The 21,926-nt window shown below is 50.1% G+C and carries 20 protein-coding genes; 8 read left to right on the forward strand and 12 right to left on the reverse strand.

What is annotated here, in order from left to right:
* Nucleotides 1–31 precede the first annotated feature (31 nt).
* Together ACYVAM_RS07780 and ACYVAM_RS07785 are read left to right on the forward strand one after the other, a co-directional pair.
* Nucleotides 32–1,330 carry an OmpA family protein gene (locus ACYVAM_RS07780; protein WP_461065584.1) on the forward strand — a complete coding sequence of 433 codons (1,299 nt, stop codon included), beginning with the start codon at nt 32–34 and terminating at the stop codon, nt 1,328–1,330.
* A 72-nt stretch (nt 1,331–1,402) separates the two neighbouring features.
* The gene (locus tag ACYVAM_RS07785; protein ID WP_461065586.1) at nt 1,403–2,065 is read left to right on the forward strand and encodes an endonuclease III domain-containing protein; all 663 of its coding nucleotides are present in this window, start codon (nt 1,403–1,405) and stop codon (nt 2,063–2,065) included.
* A 9-nt stretch (nt 2,066–2,074) separates the two neighbouring features.
* Here the strand turns inward: ACYVAM_RS07785 and ACYVAM_RS07790 are convergent, their stop codons facing one another.
* From ACYVAM_RS07790 to ACYVAM_RS07815, 6 genes are all read right to left on the reverse strand, one after another.
* Nucleotides 2,075–2,605 carry a hypothetical protein gene (locus ACYVAM_RS07790; RefSeq protein ID WP_461065588.1) on the reverse strand — a complete coding sequence of 177 codons (531 nt, stop codon included), beginning with the start codon at nt 2,603–2,605 and terminating at the stop codon, nt 2,075–2,077.
* Between the two features lie 26 nt (nt 2,606–2,631).
* Nucleotides 2,632–3,099 carry a DinB family protein gene (locus tag ACYVAM_RS07795; RefSeq protein ID WP_461065590.1) on the reverse strand — a complete coding sequence of 156 codons (468 nt, stop codon included), beginning with the start codon at nt 3,097–3,099 and terminating at the stop codon, nt 2,632–2,634.
* Complete coding sequence (locus ACYVAM_RS07800) at nt 3,099–6,107, reverse strand: glycoside hydrolase family 3 N-terminal domain-containing protein (protein WP_461065592.1); 3,009 nt, start codon at nt 6,105–6,107, stop codon at nt 3,099–3,101. Before ACYVAM_RS07800 ends, ACYVAM_RS07795 begins: the two co-directional genes overlap by 1 nt.
* A gap of 103 nt (nt 6,108–6,210) precedes the next feature.
* Nucleotides 6,211–6,891, reverse strand: a complete 681-nt coding sequence (locus ACYVAM_RS07805) for a porin family protein (protein ID WP_461065594.1) — start codon at nt 6,889–6,891, stop codon at nt 6,211–6,213.
* Nucleotides 6,892–7,031: 140 nt separating this feature from the next.
* Nucleotides 7,032–7,448 (reverse strand): hypothetical protein, encoded by a 417-nt coding sequence (locus ACYVAM_RS07810; protein WP_461065596.1) that lies wholly within the window; start codon nt 7,446–7,448, stop codon nt 7,032–7,034.
* A 55-nt stretch (nt 7,449–7,503) separates the two neighbouring features.
* Nucleotides 7,504–8,106 (reverse strand): RNA polymerase sigma factor, encoded by a 603-nt coding sequence (locus ACYVAM_RS07815; RefSeq protein ID WP_461065598.1) that lies wholly within the window; start codon nt 8,104–8,106, stop codon nt 7,504–7,506.
* 186 nt (nt 8,107–8,292) lie between these two features.
* Here ACYVAM_RS07815 and ACYVAM_RS07820 point away from each other — a divergent pair, with 186 nt between their 5' ends.
* Entirely contained in the window at nt 8,293–8,571 is a 279-nt protein-coding gene (locus tag ACYVAM_RS07820) for a hypothetical protein (RefSeq protein WP_461065600.1), read from the forward strand.
* A 44-nt stretch (nt 8,572–8,615) separates the two neighbouring features.
* On the forward strand, nt 8,616–8,948 hold the full coding sequence (locus ACYVAM_RS07825) for a hypothetical protein (protein WP_461065602.1): 333 nt from the start codon (nt 8,616–8,618) through the stop codon (nt 8,946–8,948).
* Nucleotides 8,949–9,011: 63 nt separating this feature from the next.
* On the opposite strand, the gene ACYVAM_RS07830 is transcribed toward ACYVAM_RS07825, so the two are convergent.
* The 5 genes from ACYVAM_RS07830 to ACYVAM_RS07850 all read right to left on the reverse strand — a co-directional run bounded on the left by ACYVAM_RS07830 (nt 9,012) and on the right by ACYVAM_RS07850 (nt 13,260).
* On the reverse strand, nt 9,012–10,205 hold the full coding sequence (locus ACYVAM_RS07830) for a DUF748 domain-containing protein (RefSeq protein ID WP_461065604.1): 1,194 nt from the start codon (nt 10,203–10,205) through the stop codon (nt 9,012–9,014).
* A gap of 131 nt (nt 10,206–10,336) precedes the next feature.
* Entirely contained in the window at nt 10,337–11,116 is a 780-nt protein-coding gene (locus ACYVAM_RS07835; protein WP_461065606.1) for a pentapeptide repeat-containing protein, read from the reverse strand.
* A 195-nt stretch (nt 11,117–11,311) separates the two neighbouring features.
* On the reverse strand, nt 11,312–11,659 hold the full coding sequence (locus ACYVAM_RS07840) for a hypothetical protein (RefSeq protein WP_046375581.1): 348 nt from the start codon (nt 11,657–11,659) through the stop codon (nt 11,312–11,314).
* A 138-nt stretch (nt 11,660–11,797) separates the two neighbouring features.
* Nucleotides 11,798–12,586 carry a PD-(D/E)XK nuclease-like domain-containing protein gene (locus ACYVAM_RS07845; protein ID WP_461065608.1) on the reverse strand — a complete coding sequence of 263 codons (789 nt, stop codon included), beginning with the start codon at nt 12,584–12,586 and terminating at the stop codon, nt 11,798–11,800.
* A gap of 35 nt (nt 12,587–12,621) precedes the next feature.
* A complete protein-coding gene (locus tag ACYVAM_RS07850) occupies nt 12,622–13,260 on the reverse strand; it encodes a hypothetical protein (protein ID WP_461065610.1) in 639 nt (212 codons plus the stop codon).
* 255 nt (nt 13,261–13,515) lie between these two features.
* Between ACYVAM_RS07850 and ACYVAM_RS07855 the strand changes: the two genes are divergently transcribed.
* The 4 genes from ACYVAM_RS07855 to galU all read left to right on the forward strand — a co-directional run bounded on the left by ACYVAM_RS07855 (nt 13,516) and on the right by galU (nt 16,608).
* Nucleotides 13,516–13,878 carry an XRE family transcriptional regulator gene (locus tag ACYVAM_RS07855; protein ID WP_461065612.1) on the forward strand — a complete coding sequence of 121 codons (363 nt, stop codon included), beginning with the start codon at nt 13,516–13,518 and terminating at the stop codon, nt 13,876–13,878.
* Nucleotides 13,879–14,001: 123 nt separating this feature from the next.
* Nucleotides 14,002–14,487, forward strand: a complete 486-nt coding sequence (locus ACYVAM_RS07860) for a hypothetical protein (protein WP_461065614.1) — start codon at nt 14,002–14,004, stop codon at nt 14,485–14,487.
* 155 nt (nt 14,488–14,642) lie between these two features.
* On the forward strand, nt 14,643–15,638 hold the full coding sequence (locus ACYVAM_RS07865) for a mevalonate kinase family protein (protein ID WP_461065616.1): 996 nt from the start codon (nt 14,643–14,645) through the stop codon (nt 15,636–15,638).
* A 106-nt stretch (nt 15,639–15,744) separates the two neighbouring features.
* Nucleotides 15,745–16,608: a UTP--glucose-1-phosphate uridylyltransferase GalU gene (galU, locus tag ACYVAM_RS07870; RefSeq protein WP_461065618.1), complete on the forward strand. Its 864-nt coding sequence runs from the start codon at nt 15,745–15,747 to the stop codon at nt 16,606–16,608.
* A gap of 48 nt (nt 16,609–16,656) precedes the next feature.
* On the opposite strand, the gene ACYVAM_RS07875 is transcribed toward galU, so the two are convergent.
* Entirely contained in the window at nt 16,657–21,900 is a 5,244-nt protein-coding gene (locus tag ACYVAM_RS07875) for a hypothetical protein (protein WP_461065620.1), read from the reverse strand.
* Nucleotides 21,901–21,926 lie beyond the last annotated feature (26 nt).

Below are 21,926 nucleotides of genomic sequence, written 5' to 3' on the forward strand. Positions count from 1 at the left end.
TTATATAACGAACGCTTTGTTTTCAACGACTATGAACCGCCGATTGCTTACCTGTCTGTTTTTATTGCTGGTTGCTTCAGGCCTACGCGCGCAGGTACAGTTTACGACTGAAAATCCCCGCGTAGACGACGTTAATGATGCCGACGTGAGCATACAGCGCGTTGAATTAACGGCCCAATACACCATTGTTTACATGAAGTTTCAGGCCCGAAGAGAGGGCTATAATGGCCGGTCGTTACCATTCTCCATTCCAATGCCAAATGGGCGCAGGGGCGACCTGGAAACATCAAATAACATTGGATTTGAGCCAGCATCAAGGCTGTATGTAAATCAGGGCGAACGGTCTTATAAGTTTATCCGTGCTGAAAATATCCCGCTCGACCTTCGACGCCGGGTACAACCCGGTGAGCGCGTCGACTTTGTGGCGTATTTTGAACGAATAGATCCTGGCTACACAACCTTCGACTTGTTTGAATGCCGGGACAAACGGGACTTAGTTTGTTTCAATTTCTGGGGGGTACACATCATCAATCCACCCCGCAAAAATCAATATTCGCAGCGTACACCCCCCAAAGTGCCTGTACAGCCCAAACCGCAGCAACCCCGCTATACGCCCCGAACAAAACCCGGCGCGGGCGAACCTGCCAACCCAACGGAGCCCACAACACCCGCCCCGGTTCAGCCAAAGGAAATGCCTGCACCGGCGGCAGTAGCGATTAACGGCATCACCCGCGATGCGAAAACAAAACAACCCATTGGGGCTACCGTTACCTATCGGCTGTTATCAGGGGCTGAAGCATCGGGCAATGACCCGGCTGATTCCGTAGAGAGTGCTACTCCCGGTGGGAAATATAAAATAGCCATTGACCGGAGGGGCGTCTATGCTGTTACGGCGTCGGCAAAAGGGTATTTCAGCCAGAGTGATACGCTGGCAACGAACCGAGTCGATATCGTTCGTGATTTTGATCTGGTACCCATCGAAGCGGGGGCTAAAATCACGCTGAAGAACATTTATTTCAGTGCGTCGAAGTATAACCTGAAGCCGGAGTCATTTCCAGAACTGGACCGGCTGGTGACGGTTATGCAGACCAATCCAACGATGCAAATCCGGCTCGAAGGGCATACGGATACCGTGGGAGAATTTGACGCCAACGTCGAACTGTCGCGCAACCGGGTCAATGAGGTGAAGCGTTATCTGGTCGACAAGGGCATCAGCTCCGGCCGGATTGAAACCGTTGGGTATGGCCCATCCAGGCCAATCAACACTAATAAAACGCTGAAAGAGCGTCCTGAAAACCGGCGTGTGGAGATGGTAATTGTCAAGGTATGAAAACTTGTCAAACAGTTTACGGTTTGTAGTTTGAGGTTCGCACATACTACACAGGAACCGTAAACTGTTTGAATGAAACCTACCTTTGACCTCGACGTTGTTCTGGCCCGTATCGACGAAGCCATTCGCCCCTATCCAAAAGCGGCTATGTTCGATCTGTTCGAGCGGGGGTACAATACGTTATTTGAGCAATTGATTTCGTGCATTGTGTCGATCCGAACGCTGGATGAGACAACGATACCCGTATCACTACGCCTATTTGAACGGGCGCGAACACCCCAGCAGCTTCTCCAGCTCGACGTCGCCACGTTGACCCAGCTGTTGTACGGCACGACCTACCCCGATCAGAAAGCCTATACGATGCTGGGCATCGCTGAACGAATCGTGAATGAGTTTAGTGGGGAGCTTCCCGCCAATTACGAGACCCTGATCTCGCTAAAAGGGGTTGGTCCCAAGTGTGCTAACCTGGCGCTGGGTGTAGCAACAGGACAGGCCGCTATAAGTGTCGATGTGCATGTGCATCGGGTTGTCAATCGGTGGGGCTATGTGCAGACTAAACAGCCTGAACAAACGCTGAAGGTTCTGGAAACCCAGGTCCCCCGCGAACAATGGGTCAATATAAACCGCTTGCTGATGCCTTTCGGTAAGCACATCTGTACGGGTACATTACCGCATTGTTCAACCTGCCCGGTACTGGCCTGGTGCGAGCAGGTAGGCGTAGAGCGGCACCGTTAAACCCGTCGGCTAATTTGCGGTTAACGAATGCTTCAGATTTGCCAGGGTCTCCCGGCAGGATTTGTCAATTTGCCGATATAACTCGGTCTGATCGGCAGCGATCTGTTCGATCACGCTTTTATCTTTAACTGTACTGTCAGCCGCTTCAACCAGCTCGTCGATCGTTGAGGTGGCGGCCCGCACCGGTTGTGTACGGCCATTGTCGTCAATAATCAGATCGGTTATCGTGGCGCGGTACCGACCAAATTTGGTTTCAACGGTCAGTGTATAGCGTACGGATTGATTGCCAATCGAATAAAATGTTCGAACGAACAGGATGTTATGTTCCCGGTCATATTGTTGTTCAGCCTCGTTGCCTAACGGGTAATACTTGGTGGCCCATGTATGTACCTGTTCCATAAGCTGCCGGGCTGGTCGTTTACTATCCGGTACACGGACAAGTTCCTGGTATTGCACCAGACCTGCTTCATTCGTTGGCAGCCGAACCTGGGCCAATGAATTGATTGATGAGAATAAAGCGAGAATAAACAGGTATTTCATGGCAGATAAACGTCGGGTGGTCGTGTCTATTTAGTTACTTTTTCTTCCCGCTTCCAGACGATAAAGTCTGTTACGGGTGCTTCCTTAACCATTGGCCGGATGAGCTGAACGATCTGGCCCCGGTGGTAAGCTGCATGATGGCTAAGGTGGGTTAAAATGTCCAGCAGCGAGTCTTTATAAGGTACATCCTTTGAATTGACATACTCGACCGGCTCAAGCCATTCGGCCTCCCTGAGCGCTGATACATGGCTCACCAACTGCCGGTGCTGGCGTTCAGCGGTTTCGACCATCCAGCTAACCGGAATGTCTTCCCAAATGGCCACAAAGATCGACTCATGCATAATACGGCCATACCAGACATGTTGAGCCGATAAAATATGACCCATTAGCGCCAGCGCGCGTGCGGGTGGATTGTCGATCTTTTCGAGCGCGTCGATGATTCGTCGATTGGCCCAAAGCTCATAGTCCAGTAGTTGAATCAGGTGATTTTTCATCAGAGTCCACGTTTAGTTGCCTGATACAGTGCTTCAACAATATTGGTGCGGGTGTTTAAGTTGCCAAGTTTAGGGTTATTTCTGGTCGGATAAACGCGATTGCACAAAAATACATACGTCAGGTTATAGGCCGAATCTGGTTCAACCCAGACAAACGTACCGGTGTACCCCGAATGGCCATAACTGGCTTTGGTCGCCGACTTGGGCGCATTGCCGTTGTAAGTAAACGCTGGCTTGTCGAAGCCCAGTCCACGGCGGTTGCCCCGGTCCGGAAACTGGTAGCGGGTAAACTCGGCTATTGTTTTGGCCGAAATAAACTGCTGGCCGGCATAACTGCCTTTCTGGCGATACATCTCGTAGACTTTCATCAGGTCATTGGCATTGCCGAACAAACCTGCGTGGCCCGACAACCCATTGAGCATGGCCGCGCCTTCATCATGTACGCGCCCCCAAATCAGCGTCTTGCGGAATAAAGAGTCGTATTCGGTTGGAACGATCCGATCCAGCGAATAAAAACGGCGTGGTAAAAACGTGAGCGTTGTCGCGCCGAGCGGTTTGTAGAATGTCGTTTTCAGATAATCTTCAAAATCCACGCCCGTCAGGCGTTTCACAATCTGCGGATACAGGATGAACGATAGGTCAGAATAAACATATTCTTTCTTGGCATTCAGAGGAGAATCCCGGATCTGCTCAAAAATGATTTTCGGATAGCCTTTGAACTCATACAGACTGTCGGTTACCTCGATCGGATACCGCACTGAACGTTCATTTTTAAATGTTTTCGGTTTCCACGAGCCATCTGGATTTTTGGTGTCCATCCAGAACGGTATAAATGCCTTCAGTCCGGCCTGGTGCGTCAGTACGTCCCGCCAGTGCAGATCTGCTTTGTTCGACTTCTTGAAACTGGGCAGGTAGTCGGCCATTTTTCCGTCCAAGTTGAATTTCCCGTCGTCTACCAGGTGCATTAATGCGGGCGTTGAGGTACTTACTTTGGTAACGGATGCCATGTCATAGAGATCGTCCAACTGTACGGGCCTTGGCTCGGCACCGAGTGAGGCATCGTAGGTGTGCTTGCCATACGCTTTTTGGAAAATGACTTTGCCATTCCGGGCCATTTGCACCACGCAACCCGGAAACGCGCCCTGCGTCAGCGCTACGTTGACTAGTGAATCCACCTGCTGGGTCAGGAATCGGCTGTCGATACCCACTTCTTCGGGAATGGTATATTTAAGGCGCCCAATCGGCTGAATCGTCAGGCCATCGCCCAGCCGGAAACGCTGATTGACCGTAACAGGTAGCTTTCCTGATGCACCAATGGCCCCAAAAATCAACTGCGCCGATAGCTCTTCCGTATAGTTAGTTAGCTGGTAGGGCATAACGATGGCTCTGGCTTGTTCAATAGTACGGCCCGGCTGGGCGGTATCAGCCGGGAAGGTTAGTTTGTCGAGGGCATACACGTTGCCGAACACCGTCACAACGGCTTTTCCGGTAGCGACCAACTCACTCAGAATACCAGCCGTTTTAGGTTGCAAACCGTATTTGACGGCCGGGCGAATGTTATTGAGATGAACATCGACCAGAATCAAGTTATAGTTTTGTAAGGAATCCCGAATCTGGGCCAGCGTCGAATCGGGGGTGCGGGATGTCAGGTTAAAGTGATCGATTTTTGTATAATTGGCCGCCATTTGCTGGAAAGCTGTGAGCTTGTCGCTCTCAATGGCCACCGAGGCAATCCGGAGCGTGTCCAGACGTTGTAGCGGCAATATATTTCGGTCATTTTTGAGGACCGTCAGGCTTTTTTCGGTGAGCTTCCGATTTAGCAGTTCATCCTGCACAGGGTTAAGGTCATTGACCAGGTTATCAAGCACAATCGGCTTGTACTGATCCAGTCCAGCCCAGGCTTTAGCCTGTAATACTTTCAGGCACCGGGCGTCGATGGAAGCCTGGCTGATGCGTCCATCAGCAATGGCCTGTTTAACCTGCGCCAGCGCATTGGGCACATCCTCTGTAAACTCCAGTACGTCCATACCCGCTTCCAGACCGAGTTCATCGGCCTTGCCTGACGGGTAAAATTTCGTCACGCCTTTCATGTTCATGGCGTCGGAAAAAATCAGCCCTTTAAAGCCCAGTTCGTCTTTAAGCAGGTTGGTGACAATGGCGGGTGATAGTGTCGATGGGCGGTTGCGGGTCGTATCGAGGGAAGGAATGCTTAAATGGGCAATCATTACGCCGGTTGCCCCCGCTTTAATCAGTTCCCGGAACGGATACAATTCCAGCGAGTCGAGTTGCGCCCGGCTCTTGCTGATCAGCGGAAGGTCGTAATGAGAATCCGTGCCCGTATCGCCATGACCAGGAAAGTGTTTTAGACTGGTTAGCAACTGGTTATCCTGCATGCCGCGCATGTAGGCGAGGGCTTTGCGGGCCACGGCATATTTGTCTTCGCCAAAGGAGCGGAAATTAATGACGGGATTGTTGGGGTTATTATTAACATCGACCGATGGGGCGAAATTGACGTGCATACCCAACCGGCGTGCCTGTTTGGCCAAATTGGCCCCCATCTGATAAAGAAGCGAGTCAGAACCGGCACCCTGCATAGCCCCAAGCGTCATCTGGTAAGGGTAGCGAACGGTACTGTCCAGGCGCATGGCAATGCCCCATTCGGCATCCATAGCAATAAGCAGGGGCACGGGAGAGTTGCCCTGAAGGCGGTTCGTTAATGTGGCCTGCCGAACGGGCCCGCCCTGAAACATAACCACTCCGCCCAATTTATTGGTGCGTACCAGCGTGATCAGCGAGTCTTCGTAAGCGGGTTTGCGGTTGGAATAACCAGCTACCATAATCAACTGGCCGATCCGATCCTCGGGGGCCATATTCGTGAACACCGAGTCGGCCCAGCAGCTTTGCCGGGCATTGAGTTTAAGAAACGTTGATGGCGCTGTTTGCGCAAAGGTCGAAACGGACAGTAAAACGCTGAGAAAACCAAAAAAAGCAGACCGGCAGAAGGGCATGAGAAAGAGAATTGGGTCGTGATAGGCCAAAAATACAAAAAAGTGTCCTCGCTAACTCATTAAATAAGTCGAGCGAGGACACTTAGTAGAAAGCAGGAATCGACTATTTCCGGTACCGGCTGGGGTGTTCGGGACCAACGCCGAAGCCGTAGCCAAGGGTTAAGGTGATCGTCGAGTTGTTGACATTGCGGCTATCGTTGAGGGTAATATCGCTCAGACCGTAGCGGTAGCGGGCATCGATCAGGAACCGTTGCCGTTCAGCCAACCCCTTGAAGTTGAGCTGAAAACCAGCGATCAGACCTAGGTCCATCGACCGAAATTCGGCGCTGCTATTGAAATCTGGCTGGGCAACTCCCTGTGCTATGTAGTTTGTCCGTTTGGCATTCAGCTTGAAGCCAAATGAGGGGCCAAAGAACACGTTGGGCCGAAAATTGCCGCTCAGCGTCAGGAAATAGCGTAAAGCAATGGGGACCTCCAGATAGTTGATCCGTTGTTTAAATGAGTTGGCCTGACTATTGGCGGGGTCTGCATATTTACCCCCCATTTGTGAGTAAAGAACATCACCCGAGATACCGAAATGGTTCAGCGAGCTGTACATTAAAAAAGCACCGGCTGTTACGCCCGGGCGTAACGTATAGTCCTTGGCATCCATACCAAATGTGGACAAATTTAAGCCAATGCGTGGGCCTGCACTGAACCGTTGCTGACCAAAACTGCTTGATAAACAGGCAGTAACAAGGATAAACGAGAAGAGGATAAAACGTAGTGAATTTGCGCGAAACATAGAGAATCCAATAAAGTTGATATGTCCGGTTAACGTCTTACGTTTTATAAATGTTTTATTTATCGCTAAAGATTATCGGGAGTTTTACCGAAAGGGATAGGAATAGATTGACGAAGGAACTGTGAAAGGGCAAGGCGCTCCTACGTTTTCAGCAGCCCTAATGGCATACTATTGAGCGGCATAGCCATCACCGTCGGGGCTGGTTTCGGCATCGGCTTAAGGGGTTGTTTAGGGGCAAAGAAGATAAAATAAATGGCCATGGCGAGCATAAACAGAATAGCCGCCGTAGTGGTCGCAATCCAAAGTGGCCATAGCCGTTTCTGATTGGCCGAGGCATGAATACGTTCATGCAGGGCATCCCGCAGATCGGCCAGTTGTTCGGTAGTGGGGCGAGTGGCGGCATCGGCTGCCGTTTGCTGCATAGCCTCCAGCCCGGCCAGGGCATCGGCATAAAATGGATTTTCGAGTAGAAGCCGCTCTACACGATATCGGGCCGGGCCACTTAACTGACCGGCTTGATAGGCCTGTAAATCGGTAAAACTTAGTTGGTCGTTCATGGTAGTAGCGCAGATGGAAACCTGCTATCAACTAAAAAACGAGCTTTCGCCCGCGTTACTTACGCATACAAATTTTCAAATTTCGGCGCCCATTTTGCAAATAACTTTTTACCTGTTTTAAGTCGTAGCCCGTCAGTTCGGCAACTTCCGTATAGGTCTTGTGGTCCAGGTAAAAGAGCGTCAGGCAAGTTTGCTGTTCGTGGGGCAACGTTTTTAAGCAGGCTTCCATAGTTGTCAGGTCTTCCTCAAGTTCTGACTTATCGACATCATCTGTCGAGAGTTGCATAACGGGCTCATCGTCGAGGTCGGCTCCGGTGCCGGTTACCAAAGCGGCTTTAGGGTGGGCCTGCATCTTACGAAGCTGCATTAAACAGTAATTACGGGCCACACTATGGAGCCAGGGGCCAAACTGCTGTACGTCGTGTTTACGCAGGTCGGTTACCAACTGTTCAAACAGATTCATAACGGCATCTTTGGCCTCATCTTCATCGCGCAGGTAATTGAAGCAAACGGCATAGACAAGGTCCATGTGTTGCTCATAAAGTTCACCCAATATAGCCAGATCGCCGGTAGCGCGATAGGCGGCAATGTAGTCAGCCGGTTCCCTGCGGGATTGATCGGAATTGACCTTGGGCTTACGAAACAGTTTTAAAAACATACACGAACTGGCTGCTTACCCCATAACGATGCAGGAACAGCCTGAATTCCACATTTTTTGCCGACTGATTGCAAATTGACGCGAAACGGTAGACCAGTTAATCAGGTCATATAATCAATAACTCGCCAGGATCATAACCTATTGTCAGCCCAAGTCGTTACAATCTGGTACAACTTTATCAAACTTATGAAGCGGTTCTTGTTCAGCACGTTAGGCCTACTGTTCGGCATTAGTGCATTGGCACAGAGTAATCAGGCTCCAACGATGCAGCAATCGACCTCAACGACGGAAACTCGACAGGCTAATCCTGTCCGGCCCAAAATGAAGCCTGCCAATCGGCAGGAGCGCCTGAAAATGGAAGCGGGTGTGGATTCGACTTTGCCCAAAAATCGGAAACAAAAACGATTACGGCCCGATTCTCTCCGTCGGGGGGGCGCTACGAAGGTAGATAGTGTTCGCCGATAAGTTTTTGTGCGTAAATTTTTAGTGACCAAACTCAACCAACTGTTATGATCAAAGTATTGCTCGGTGTATTACTGATGGCGACTCCTGCTCTGGCTCAGACTACGCCCCAAACGGCTACGAAAACAAGTGCGCCGAAATCGGCCTCGGGTTCAGCTAATTCGGCCAAACCTATGTCAGCTTCAGCGGTCGCCCGGTCAAAAAAGCCCATTCCACCCCCTTCGTTGAAGGATAATCTGGAAAGTAAGGACAATGCGATTCCTTCGTACAAGAAAGAAAAAGATGCGGGTGTACAAAAGACCCGTAACCGCTATAAACCCCGCCGGACGGAGTCGGGCGCTCGTAAAGATACCCTGATTGATCGGCGCAGGAGCCAGTAGAAATGAGGGAAAACCATAATGGCCTGTAGTCGGAACGTATGATTGTTCCGACTACAGGCCATTTTATTTCTGTTTCTTTTCTTTTTCTGCCTTACGCTTTGCCCGCTTCTGTTTTCGTTCTGCTTTTCGCTCGGCCCGTTTCTCTTTCCGCTCGGCTTTCCGTTCAGCCCGTTTGGCTTTAAAATCGTCTTTAAAGCTTTTAACCGCATCCTGTAAGGTGATGTTGTTGTCGAATTCACCCTTGAACGCTTCGATGTATGCATTGCGCAGAACACCAAAAATAGTTGGCCAGGTGGCCGTTTTAACATCATCGATGGTCCCGTTGAGCGGAATACGCGTGGCTACCTGGTCGTGCTTTTGATTTTTAAGAATGGCCGTTCCCGCCTGTGCCACCAACTCCGTGAAAAACTTCCCGATCGATCGGCCTTCGTGTTCATTGAGCTTGAAAATCTGCATGCCCTTGGTGAGCGGCTTCAGGTAGCCGTTAAGCTTGCTGTTGAGCATGGCCATCTCGCTGTAAACGCTTACGGTTCCGCGCTCGAAATCAAGATTGGCATAGTGACGGGCGAGCGGGTTAAGTTTCACCAATTGCAGGTCGCTGAACCGGAGCTTGTAATCGAAGTCCGGCGTTTCTTTCAGCAGATTCATGTTGGCCGCGAAATTCATGGTGCCCCCATAACCCGGTACATCGCCCGTCGCTTCGACCGGCGACGGGAGTTTGTTATTCTTGTCTTCTACGTTCCGGATATTGCGGATTTCTCCCTGAAACTTCTTGATAGATAAATCGGCGCGAGGTTGCGTAACCAGACTGGTCAGATTGACTTCCCCGTTGACAACCGCGAATCGGTTGATATTGATGGGCAACAGTTTCTTCAGATACACTGTCCAGTCTACATCGGCGCCTGTCTGGTTGCTGGATTCACTTTCACTAAAAGCAAAATTAATTTTTGGCTCGTAGCATTCCACTTCGCTAACCAGTTTTCCCTTGAACAGTGATTTCCATTCGACGGATAAATCTGTTTTAGGGATGAAAACAAAGGGCTCTTTCAGCTTCCCATTGATTTTGCGAATGTTCAGGTTGTCGAGCTGATAAGCGCCCCGAATAAGCTGGATGTCGATATCATCAACGTGACCCGTGTAGCCTCCCATATCGGCCAGCGTTTTATTGACATACCGCAGCACGAAATAGGGCAATAGTAAGCGGGCGATGATCAGCAGTACGACAAGTGCAAGTACGATTTTTGTTGTTCGTTTCAAAACGTTGATTGACTTGGTATAACGTTTTGATAAACACGTAATCGTATAAATGGTTGGCTCTGGTACCGGACTTTGACTCAAAGCCGGGTACCAGAGCCAACCATGTTCTTGTGGTTTTGTGTCGTTAGGCGTTACCGGCCATTCGGCGAGAACCGGCGCCCATCAAGGGTTGTGTATTTAAAATCAGTGGACCCATTGAAGCGGGTATTATCGAAGTTGGTACCCCGGGGCAGGTGCGTATATTTAAAATCGGCGTTGCTGCTGAAGCGGGCCTGGCTGAAATCGACGCGTTCATCGAATTTAGTGTATTTGAAATCGGCATACCGCTCGAAAGCTACTTTCCGAAACGAAGACGACTCATCGAACTTGGTGTATTTAAAGTCGGCATACTCCCCGAAGGTCGAGCCGCTGAAATCGGCCTCATTCCGGAATTTGCTGTACTTGAACAAAGCGCCATCCTGGAAATCTGTATCGGTAAAAATCGCCCGCTGACTAAAATTCGAATACTTGAACGCGGCATCGTCCGTAAACTGACAGCCTTCGATGGTAACGGCTTCGGTAAAATCGGTATTATAGACTTTATTCGTCATGTTCAGGAGTTTGCGCCCTTCCTGTTGCTCTGTCCGATAGGCCAGGAATTTACCCTTGAACGTACAGTTCTTAAAGGTTAACGGAACATCAACTGTACTCAAGAACTCCTGCGATTCACCTTTCCAGTTACCCTCGCGGACTTCTTTTCGATTCGCCAGGCTGGTCAGGTCAAGATCGCCGGTGATGGTGGTATTTTGATAAGAGATGGATTCTTTGCGATTGATCCGGTCAATGATTTCTTTGGCATCAACGGTCTTTTGAGCCAGAACGGGGGCCACCGCAACGCAGGCAAGCAGCAAGGAGAGGAAAATCGTTTTCATGCGTTTGTATCGGTCTTGTGGTTGTTTTTTTACTAAAGATGCAAAGGCAGGACAAAACGTTGCGTGAGGCTAAAAACAACACTACCCAACCTAAAGCGATTTTAGATTGGGTAGTTTGGATGACGTAAATGTGATGTCAATTCTCCGGTATTCACAGACACTGAAAAGCGTGCTAATGACCCATTCTCGTATGACTTAATCTAACCACATCACTTTATCATACGCTACTTCATAATCGAGTTCTTCCAGGGCTATTAACCCCGCGAAGTGGCCAGTTTCGTCGGTCTGGACGGCATTCCATAAGCCCGATGCATCGCGCAGAAGTAGCCGATAGCCGTAAAGCGGATGAAGTGTATCGGCGTCAGTTCGATGATCCCAGCCCGTCTGAAGTTCGATAGCAAACGCAATGCGGTCCATTACCTCGCTCATCTGACCAGCCAGGCTATCGGCTCCATCCAATTCTTCAATCCATAACACCAGCCCATCGGTTCCCCAATCGAAATGGAGATCAGTAGGGGTGAGGGTGATGATCGATGCGTTCATAACGGTTCGTTGTTAGTAGTTTACGGTTTGTGGTTCACAGTTGGCTAACCACACCGATGAGCCAGCGAAAGCAACTGCCTCCGTGGCCCGAGTCCTCACAGACTACGGGGGCTGCCAACTGTAAACCACAAACTTCTTTTAAGCAATCATACTCCAGGCAGGCGCAGCCAGCGTTTCGGTGGTCTGCTCGTCGCGCCATTTGCGGAGCCAGAAGCGGTACTTCTTGCGGCCATAATCGATAAAGCCGGGAATGGACGTTGCATCGACGGCAAAGAGCCGATACGGGCTTTGTTTCATGACACCGATGAACACAAAGCGAAACTGCTTCGTGGTGCTCCACTCGCGTCCGTCGGCATGACGGAGGCTGTCTAGGTAAAAAGCGGCCTGCCGGTCGTAATCATACGTATAGCACGATTCCAGAAATTGCGCCTGGGTGCGGGCCGACGTTGTTTTTAGGTCGATTACCATCGCATTTCGGCGTTTGGGGCTGGTATAGACCATATCCAGTCGCGCCTTGCAGGCGATACCGGTTGTTGGTTCTGTCGAAAGCACAATGCGCTCTCGCTCCGACAGCCGCAGATACCGTCGGCAAAAGCCATCCTGCCGAATCGTCTGCATTAGCGTATGCAGTTGTTTGGTTTGAGCAGGCGCAAGGCCATCTGACCCTAAGGCCGGGTCCATCATGTCGGGCAGAAACTGCGATAGAACCGTACCGACCGTTTCGGGTTCGAGCAGGTGCTGGTGAAACGCCCGCCCAAACGCCTTGGTCTTTTCCGGAATGAACCGCGCCGAGGGTACCGACCAGTAGCCCAAATGTTCTTCTTTCAATCGGGTCAGATCGGAGTTTGACACGCGCGGTAATGCCCGGTAATCATCACCGGGCATTAGGAGCGGTTGGGGCAATGGGGTCAACAGTTGAGAAATCATAAGCAAGGAGAAACGGTAAATGAAACGATCACAAACTACCCGGCTGCCAGCAACGCTGGCTCTTCTACCGGGTTTATGAAGGGGTTGTAGTAGTTCATGGCCGTCTTGATGTTGGCAATGTCTGTTAGCGTTTCCTGGCGGAACACCTTAACCTCCTGCGCAAACTGTTTCAACTCTTTCGTCTTCTCCACGTCAGCCATCTTATAGGTGAAGTTGGCAATATAATACACCCCTTTTGGCTGAATTTTGTTATTCTCTTTCTTCTCGGCAACGGCTGTAATGACCACATCGGCCAGTGTCAGGTCGTCATAATAAAGGGGTTCGATCAACCGAAATATATTATCGACCGAGTAGCCGTGAAATAACACCGCCGATACGCAGTTCTTCTCGTCGACAAAGAAAATCTCCGCCCAGTTTTTGGTGCCCATATTCAGGATGTTGTCCGTGAAAATGCGCCAGGCAATTGGCTGAAACGTGAGGGTGCGCCCCAGTTTCTCACTTCCGTTGATATTGAACACACCTTCCTTGGCATCGAACCGATATTGACGGGGATGGCCCTCCAGATATTTGTATTTATTGACGACCTCGCCAGTCAACTCGTGAATCTTTTGGTACGGTTTAAGTTCATTACCGCTTTGAATTGTCTCGATTTGGCTTTTGTTTTGTGTGTTCATTAGTATTTGTTGTTTACTGTTCAAGCAGGGGGCCCATTTTGAGGTCCCTTTTGCCTTTTTAAGACCTTGTGTTTACTGATTTAAATTTACATAGTTTTGTGTAAAAAAACAACCCCGGTTTATAAGTATTCTTGAGGCTGTAGAAGGCTGTTTTCTGGTTTTTCAGGGATAATTTAGGCTGATTTGACTTCGCCCAACCCAGCCTGTTTAGAACGCCTTCTTTTCTGTGTATTCTTACATACAAATCTGTAAATTATGACGATCAATCTCCGCCTTCAGCAACTCATCGACTCGCTCGACATTAGTGTGCTCGAATTCGCCCGGCAACTGGGCGAACACCGGGGCGAGAAAGTTTATCATATTTTACACGGCCGACTGAAACCTCGGTACGATACACTCGAAAAAATTCTGGCGGCCTACCCACAAGTGAACGGCGACTGGTTGCTCCGGGGGGAAGGGCTGATGTTTAAAGCGCTCAATTCGCCTTCAGCTGCCATCACAACTGAAGAGCGGTTGCGGAATATGGAGTTTCTGCTGTTTCAGCTTACCGAGCGGGTGGCTCTACTGCAACAAACCAACGATCAGCTTCTGGCCGAGCTAAAGGGACAGAGAGAATAGACAAAAAAGGAAGAGGCTGGTGCTCAGGGAGCCGGCCTGCTGTTGTTTTGGCTTCGTTACTTCAGGTCCTTTCCAAACAACCGCTCTCCTTTCGGGTTATAGTCTGAAAAAACACGTAACGTTATGGCAACTACATCACCGTTCGACCCGGATAAACTAGATCCTGAATTTTATTCCCGTGACCCTAACCAGCATGGCGATTCCGATTACGGTCGCGAGTCGGAAGGCGTTGGAAATAATTCGTACCAGGATGCTACATCGGGTATGGATATGGAAACAGAAAATCTGAATATCACGAAGGATACCCGTGCGGAAAATGAAGGCACAGGCCGCGTGGGTGAACCAAAAGGCGAAAGTCTGGGCGGAACGCAGGAATGGGACGTCAATGCTGATGCCATTTCCGACCAGCCTAAAGGTCGTATGATGAGTGATGAGGCCGCTAAAAAGCTGGGTGAAGTGGCGGAGAATCCCTCCGACGATGCGCTGCTACACCGGGCTGATGCAACATACCTCGAAGAGGGAGACCGGCCTGGCGAGGGCTACGACCCCCATAACGTAGGCTATGACGGCAAGGAAAAAACAGACGTCTCGACAAACAACGAGAACTAAGTTTGCAGGATAGATAACGATCAAAAAAAGCGACCGGGTCATGACCCGGTCGCTTTTTTTAGCGTAAGACGGTACGGCTCATCTTTATCCTGCCGATTCTTTCGTAAACTTGTCGTTTAATTATTTAGCCAGCGGACACCTGATCCGCTACTGATTTGCTCATCGAAACCCGTGCCTATGCCCGGGCGGGACTACTCGGCAACCCGTCCGATGGATTTTTTGGTAAAACCATTGCCATTTCTGTGCGCAACTTTGGGGCGTCGGTAACGCTGTATCCCTCTCCCGAACTGCACATTGAGCCACAGCCGCAGGATACCAACGTATTCCGTAGCTTGTACCACCTGCGCGACTCGGTCAGCACGCTGGGCTATCATGGCGGTGTTCCGCTGTTGAAAGCGGCCATCAAGAAGTTTGCCGAATACTGCGAAGCCGAACACATCCGCCTTCCAAACCAAAATTTTTCGATTCGGTATAACACCTCTATTCCCCGGCAGGTTGGTCTTTCGGGCTCCAGTGCCATCATTGTCGCCACTTTTCGGGCACTCATGCAATTTTACGGCGTCGAGATTCCGCAGCCGATCTTACCCAATCTGGTACTGGCTACGGAAGCCGAAGAACTGGGCATAACGGCTGGTTTGCAGGACCGCGTAATTCAGTGTTATGAGGGGTGCGTCTACATGGATTTCGATCGGCATACCATGGAGCGTCAGGGCTATGGGCAGTACGAACCACTCGACTCGCGCTTGCTGCCTAAACTGTACATCGCTTATAATACAGATCTGGGTAAGCAGTCGGGACGGGTGCACAATGATGTTCGGGCGCGATGGCTCAAAGGGGAACCCGCTGTGGTTGACACCATGAGTGCCATTGCCGATGTGGCCCGTGAAGGCCGGGAGGCTATGCTTCGGCAGGATGGTAAAGCGCTCAATGAACTGGTGAATCGTAATTTCGATCTGCGGGCGCAGATTTACAACATCACCGATCGCAACCGAAGTTTGATCGAAACCGCCCGTGTCTGCGGAGCATCGGCTTCGTTCACGGGCTCGGGGGGCTCTATTATCGGTCTCTACCGCGATGATGCTATGCTGAACCGGCTTTTTGTTGAATTAAAGAAAATCAATGCCCGCGTTATCAAACCCTACGTAGTTTAACGACTGTAGAGACGCATACTTGCGTCTCCATGCACGTCAGCAACATCTGGGTGGAAAGCCATCCGGCTACAAAGACGCAAGTATGCGTCTCTACAAAAACATAAAAATGATAAAGAAAGCCGTTATCCCCGCTGCCGGTCTTGGAACCCGGTTTCTGCCCGCCACGAAGGCGCAGCCCAAAGAAATGTTGCCCATTATTGACCGCCCGACCATCCAGTACGTGGTGCAGGAAGCCGTTGACTCGGGTATCGAAGATATTCTGATTATTACGGGAAAAGGGAAGCGGGCGATCGAAGACCATTTTGATCGTAACTACGAACTCGAAACCCGGCTCGAAGAAAAAGAAGATCAGTTACTCCTGGACGAGATGCGTCGTTTGTCGGACATGGCGAATCTGCATTACGTTCGCCAGCGTGAACTCAACGGGCTTGGCGATGCCATTCGGTATGCTCGGCACCATGTTGGTAATGAGCCGTTTGCCGTACTACTGGGCGATACCATCATGGATTCGGTTATTCCGGTCACGCAACAGCTTATTGATACCTACGCTCAGTTTGGCGGTTCGGTCATTGCTGTTGAAGAGGTGCCTCACGACAAAGTAAACCGCTATGGAATTGTGGGCGGGAAGTCGTTGAGCGATCGGATATTTGAGTTGGATACCCTGGTCGAAAAACCATCCATCAGCGAAGCCCCATCGAACCTGGCTATTGCCGGACGCTATATTCTGACGCCCGAAATTTTTGCCATGCTGGAACAAACGCCGGTTGGTAAAAACAATGAGATTCAACTGACCGACGCGTTGCTGCTGCTGCTAAAACGCGAGAACCTGTATGCACACCGCATCGAAGGCAAACGCCACGACATTGGCAATAAATTGGATTTCCTGAAAACAACCGTCGAGTTCGCCCTGAAGCGACCCGAATTTGCGGATCCGTTCCGGGCGTTTCTGGAAGAAATCATTAAGAAGTAACTAAAAAAGGCCCCGCTCCGAGCGGGGCCTTTTTTAGTCTAAACGTAGTCACCTCATCCGCACACTCAGCGCAGCTTCATCGTCTTCTCCTTTGGTATAGCCATTGCCCGGCGTCGAGTCGGGGTCGGCCTCGGCGACGTCAAGAATCTGGGCTTTTAGACGGCCACTACCCGTGGGTTGCCATTGCAGTACAATAGTTGAAGACTGGCTCGACGCTAGCTGGTTTATGTATTTTTTATAGGTTTGATTATCAACCTGTATCCAGCCCGATTGGCTCGCCTGAAGGGCTACGCCGTTAGGCAGCACTACCTGGACAACGATTGAAGAAGCTGATGAACCGCCCCGGTTACTGACAGTCAGACTTGTGCTCACTGTCTCATTTGCTCCTGGGCTAAGCTTATCGACTTTCATGTCAAGACTTAGATCGGCCGTGTTAGGGTCAGTGACTGGTTGGCTGGACAATACCGCAGGTAGAGGAACCTGGGCAGGGTTGGCTGAAGTTGCCAATGAACCGTTAACTGTTGTGCGGAGATCAGCGGTGGCTTCGTCATCTTGTCCATCACCCGTGCCGGAATTAGGCTGGCTGTCGGGATCAGGCGTTTGACTACCCGTAATCTGGGCCGATGCCGCAAAGGTGCCGGGTAGAGTAGGACTAGCCAGGAACGTGACACTAACCTGATTATTGGCAGAAACGTTACCAAGACTCGCACTGACCACGCCATTGGTATTACTGATGCTTGGGCTGCTGGAGCTTACAAAGGAAAGCCCCGTAGGCAGTACACTGGCGAGCTTTACACCAAGGGCATCATTGGGTCCGGTATTGACGGCTGTCATCGTATAGCTGACAACATTACCCACATTAGGGCTACGGGTGCTAACGACCATCTGGAGAGAAACATCCGCACTACCCGTTCCAACCGACACGCTGGCCTGGCCAGACGTTGTTCCCGTGCCACAGGCGTTGATCACCGAGGCAAGTTGATACGTTGTCGTGCTGGTTGGAGACACCGTTAATAAATAAGGATTCTGGTAAATTGCTGTTACTGATTGGCCATTGGTAAGGGTGAACGACCAGGGGGCTAGTCCGGTGAATGTAACCGGTAAGTTAGCAGTAGTCCCACTACTGATTAGCGCATTGCCCGCGAGCAACGCGCTTGTTGGCTCCCCAATTTTAACCTCTATCGGATCTGATTCGACGGTGCAGCCTCCGAAGGATGAATAGGTAACGGTATAAAATCCGGATTGAGTAGCGTAAAATGAATTCTGAGCATTGATAGCGATAGGAATGCCGTTTCGTTTCCATGTCAGAGAAGAACCCGTATAAAAAGGAGCTTCCAGAAGCACGCTGCTATTAAGACAAGCGGTCCGGGTGTTTCCGGTTACTTGAATAATCGGTTTAGACAGTTTCCCGATCGCTACATACACTCCCTTTGATACGCCTTGACAGGAACCGCTCGTAACCCGGATTGTATAAGTACCTGTCTGCGTTACATTGTAGCCGGAGTTCGCGGCTCCTTGTATGGCTGTTCCATCCTTAAACCACTGGTATTGATAACTAGTCTGTGGGTAAGCTCCGCTTTGGTTTGAATATAAATATGCGGATGAACAGGTTTCTGCACCTGTTTGATAGGTTATTTTGGGCGTGACTGTATTCGAGAATGTGTAAGAGACTGGGGCTGATGTTGCGGAACAACTATCACTAAAAACGCGGACTGTGTAAGAGCCGGTCTGTGTAGCAGCATAAGAAGAACTGGTTTGACCGGGAATATCGACACCGTCTTTCTGCCATTGGTACTTTATGTTATAAGGCTGTGCACTTAGGATGACGCTTTCACCGATGCACACAGAAGTGTTCTTGTCTGTAGAGTTCGTCTGAATTACAGGAATAAGCTGATTTGCTGGGCGAATTACGATTGGATTACTAAATGTACTGCAACTTCCCTGCCTGATAGCTAACGTGTAGACGCCAGGTCCATTCGTAGAATAGCCTGAACTGGTCGCTCCTGAAATAGCTAATCCACTTTTATACCACTGATAGGTGTATAAGCCGGTAGGGTTATTCCCCTGACTAAATAAGTACACACTCCGGCCAGAGCTAGAAGCGCACAGTAGTGTATCGCCAGCACTACTCGGGGCAATACGTACGGCCAGGGATCGACCAAATTGAAAGTATGAGTTCGGTGATATAACTGAGGCACAGGCACCATCTGTGATACGAACAGCGTAGGTTCCGGTCTGATTGATAGCAAGCGAGTAACTCGACACGCCTGCTACAATACTACCGTCGCGTATCCACTGATAACTTCCCGTTTCACCAGCGTAATCAGCCTGAATTTTCAATGGGGTGTCATCACACTGCGGAGACGTGCCCGCAGGCGAGACGATGTCATTCGCAAAGATTGATGAGACAATATTTAGCTGATATGTATTTGATTGTAGGCTACAGCCTGCCTGTTTGATAATAACGCTATAAACCCCAGCCGTCTGTGCCGAATATGTGCTGGAGGTTGCCCCGGCGATGGGCGCACCATTGAGCAGCCATTGACTCGAATCTATAGAAGTAAGTAATGGATTGCCAGTCGTATTGATTCGCCTGAGCGTGACACTACCACCCGCACAGATAGACCCATCTTGATAGTTAACGCCAGCATCGGATCGACGGTCGCTGATACCAAAGCTTCCGGATAAATTACCAATTGCTAGTGCGCTACTTACCCCGCTCTCTGCGTCGGCGTTCGGAGCGATAAGCTTCACACGATAGTTGGTCCCATAAGGTACTGCACTAAAACCACTTGGTAGCGTTGCCAAGACGGGGCTGGTTACACCACTACCAATTTTCTTCTGATTAGTGAAACTTCCGTTGGCATCCGATAACCAAACCTCAACGGTTGATCCAGTTGCGAAAGCTGGTCCCGTAGTTGTAAACGATACGTTAAAGGAGCTCCCCGCACAAAGAGTCGCGTTAGAGACACTGGTCAGTGTAATAGTTGACGGGGTATAAGGTATCGCAAACGCATCCGACGTGAAGATACCTCGTCCATTGGTGGCGGCCGTCATGCGACCATCCGATGCCCGGTAGCGCAGTTGGTTTACCTGTGTAGTTCCCAAGCCTGTACTGGTAAGTGTCCAGCCAGGGTTTGGCGCTATGATGTCATCCGTAGACCAGATGCCTAGATCAGTGCCCAGCAAGACTTGTTTGCGGCTTTGGGGGTTGAATAGGGCCGTGCGTACGGGCACATCAGGCAACCCATAATTGGACTGGTCTTTACCCATCCAGGTGTTGCCCCCATCGTTTGTATACCAGACCGATTGAACACCGTAGTTTGACAGCGTTACCAAGAGTTCATTATCGGTCGCGCCCACATCAATACAGGATATGGTTGTGTTTGGAGGAAGAGCGCCATTGTCGATGGCTGTGACAGTAGGCGTAAGCTGATTAACATTAGTGATTTTGTAAAGTTTGCCCGAATAAGTACCCGCAAACAGAGCTGTTCGGTCTTTACTTAGTTTAAGATAAGATAACGAATTCGTTAGGCCCGATAGAGGTAATTGTGTAGCGGTAGTTGATGAACCGATACCCGTTAATTTACGAAGAAAATATTGACCAGTTGACGAGTTATAGTCTGCGGCATAGAGCGTGTTTGACTGGCTGTCGTAGTCCGCTGATCCACCATTACCATTTATGCTGGCGAGGTATTGTGTAGAAGCTCCGTCGTAATAATAAATAGTGCCTGCAGTAAGAAATAACTGAGACAAGGGCGTTTCTTCGTCAATAAAGCTAAGCCCCATAGGGTAGTTATATGTAAAAAATATGTCTCCTGTTGATAAGCCTGCTGTTGTTAATTTAAACGTACCATTCCGGCTCGTAGCCAGTATGTATGAACCACCACCAGCAGCCCTTAACGAAACAGAATTTATCTCACTGACGCGGTAACCGTTATTTTTATTTAGAACAGTCGGTTGAGCAGCAGTTACGTCGCTCCAGTTGGCCGACCAGAAAACACCCTGATCGTTGCAGAAAGCCGCTGACTGCGTGTTGCCCGGCTGAAACAGCAGGTAATGCTGATACGAATAATCATTAATGAGTGGTCTACTCCATGTATTGCCACTGTCGATCGAGCGAAACCAATTATACCCCCCAGCATACACAGTAGTAGGATCCGTTGGGTGAACCACCAGACTCAATGCATAGTACCCATTACCATTCGTGAAATGATTGCCCCCCGTAAAGGTTGGCACCCGTATATCCGTCCAGGTAGTGCCGCCGTCAGTGCTTTTCTTGAACCAGTTAATATCTTGTCCATAATCAGAGGCACTATACGCCACTGCTACACAATAGAGCACTTGTCCGGCTCCGCTGGTAGAAGGAGCCAGCGCTAATTCCGTTCGTCCCACAAGTGGAGCACCTGCCGGAGTAATAGTTACCCAGGTTATACCGTCGTCTGATTTATATAATCTATTGCCATAAAAAGCGGCATACATGACCCCATCAGAACCAATTTCCAGATCCGTTACCTGCTCAGCTATGGGGTTCATCGCGACGCCAGTTGTGCCTATACTCTGTGCCGGATCCAGTGCATAGCTCCAGCTATTACCACCATCCGTTGATTTGACAACTCCGTACTTTGACGCAACAAAAAGATGGCCTGAGCTATTAACGACTATCCGCTGTATATAAGAGAAGGCCACATTGACTGAAGGGTATAAACCGCCCGGAATAGTGCTGGTAAGCCGTGTCCAGTTCGTTCCTCCATTGGTCGTCTTCCAGATGCCCCCACCAGGTCGGCTATTGTACATGTCGCCAGTACCGGCGTACATTACCTGTGAATTGGATGGGTCGGCGGCAATAGCTGTTACAATGGTGCTTTCCCAGCTATCGCTAACGGGTGTCCAGGTAGCGTTGGCGTCGGTAATGTCAGTAGTATACCAGAGTCCACCGACTACACTGCCCGCCCATACTTTCGTATGCGTGGGATCATTAGGATCGAATAATAAGGTACGGGTACGTCCGCCAGAATTAGAAGGGCCTCGTTCCTGCCAGGTAATGTTGGGTATACCTGCTCTGGCCCCCTTACCTGACGATTTATTCGCGAGTTGCTGTCGGGCTTCCTGCAACCGCTCATAAGGCACTCGATTTATGGCCGGATCAATAAGTCGTTTTTGTTCTTCTTCGGCTATCCGGCCGATCGTATCCTGCCTGGCAGAGATTGGTGAAATTTGGGGAAAAGCCAGCGTAGTTTGCAATAAAAACAGCATGGCCGCTATCGGCCGACAATAAGTAAAAATTGACATGAAGACGAGTTACAGTGGAGATACTA

Source organism: Spirosoma horti (assembly GCF_054776595.1).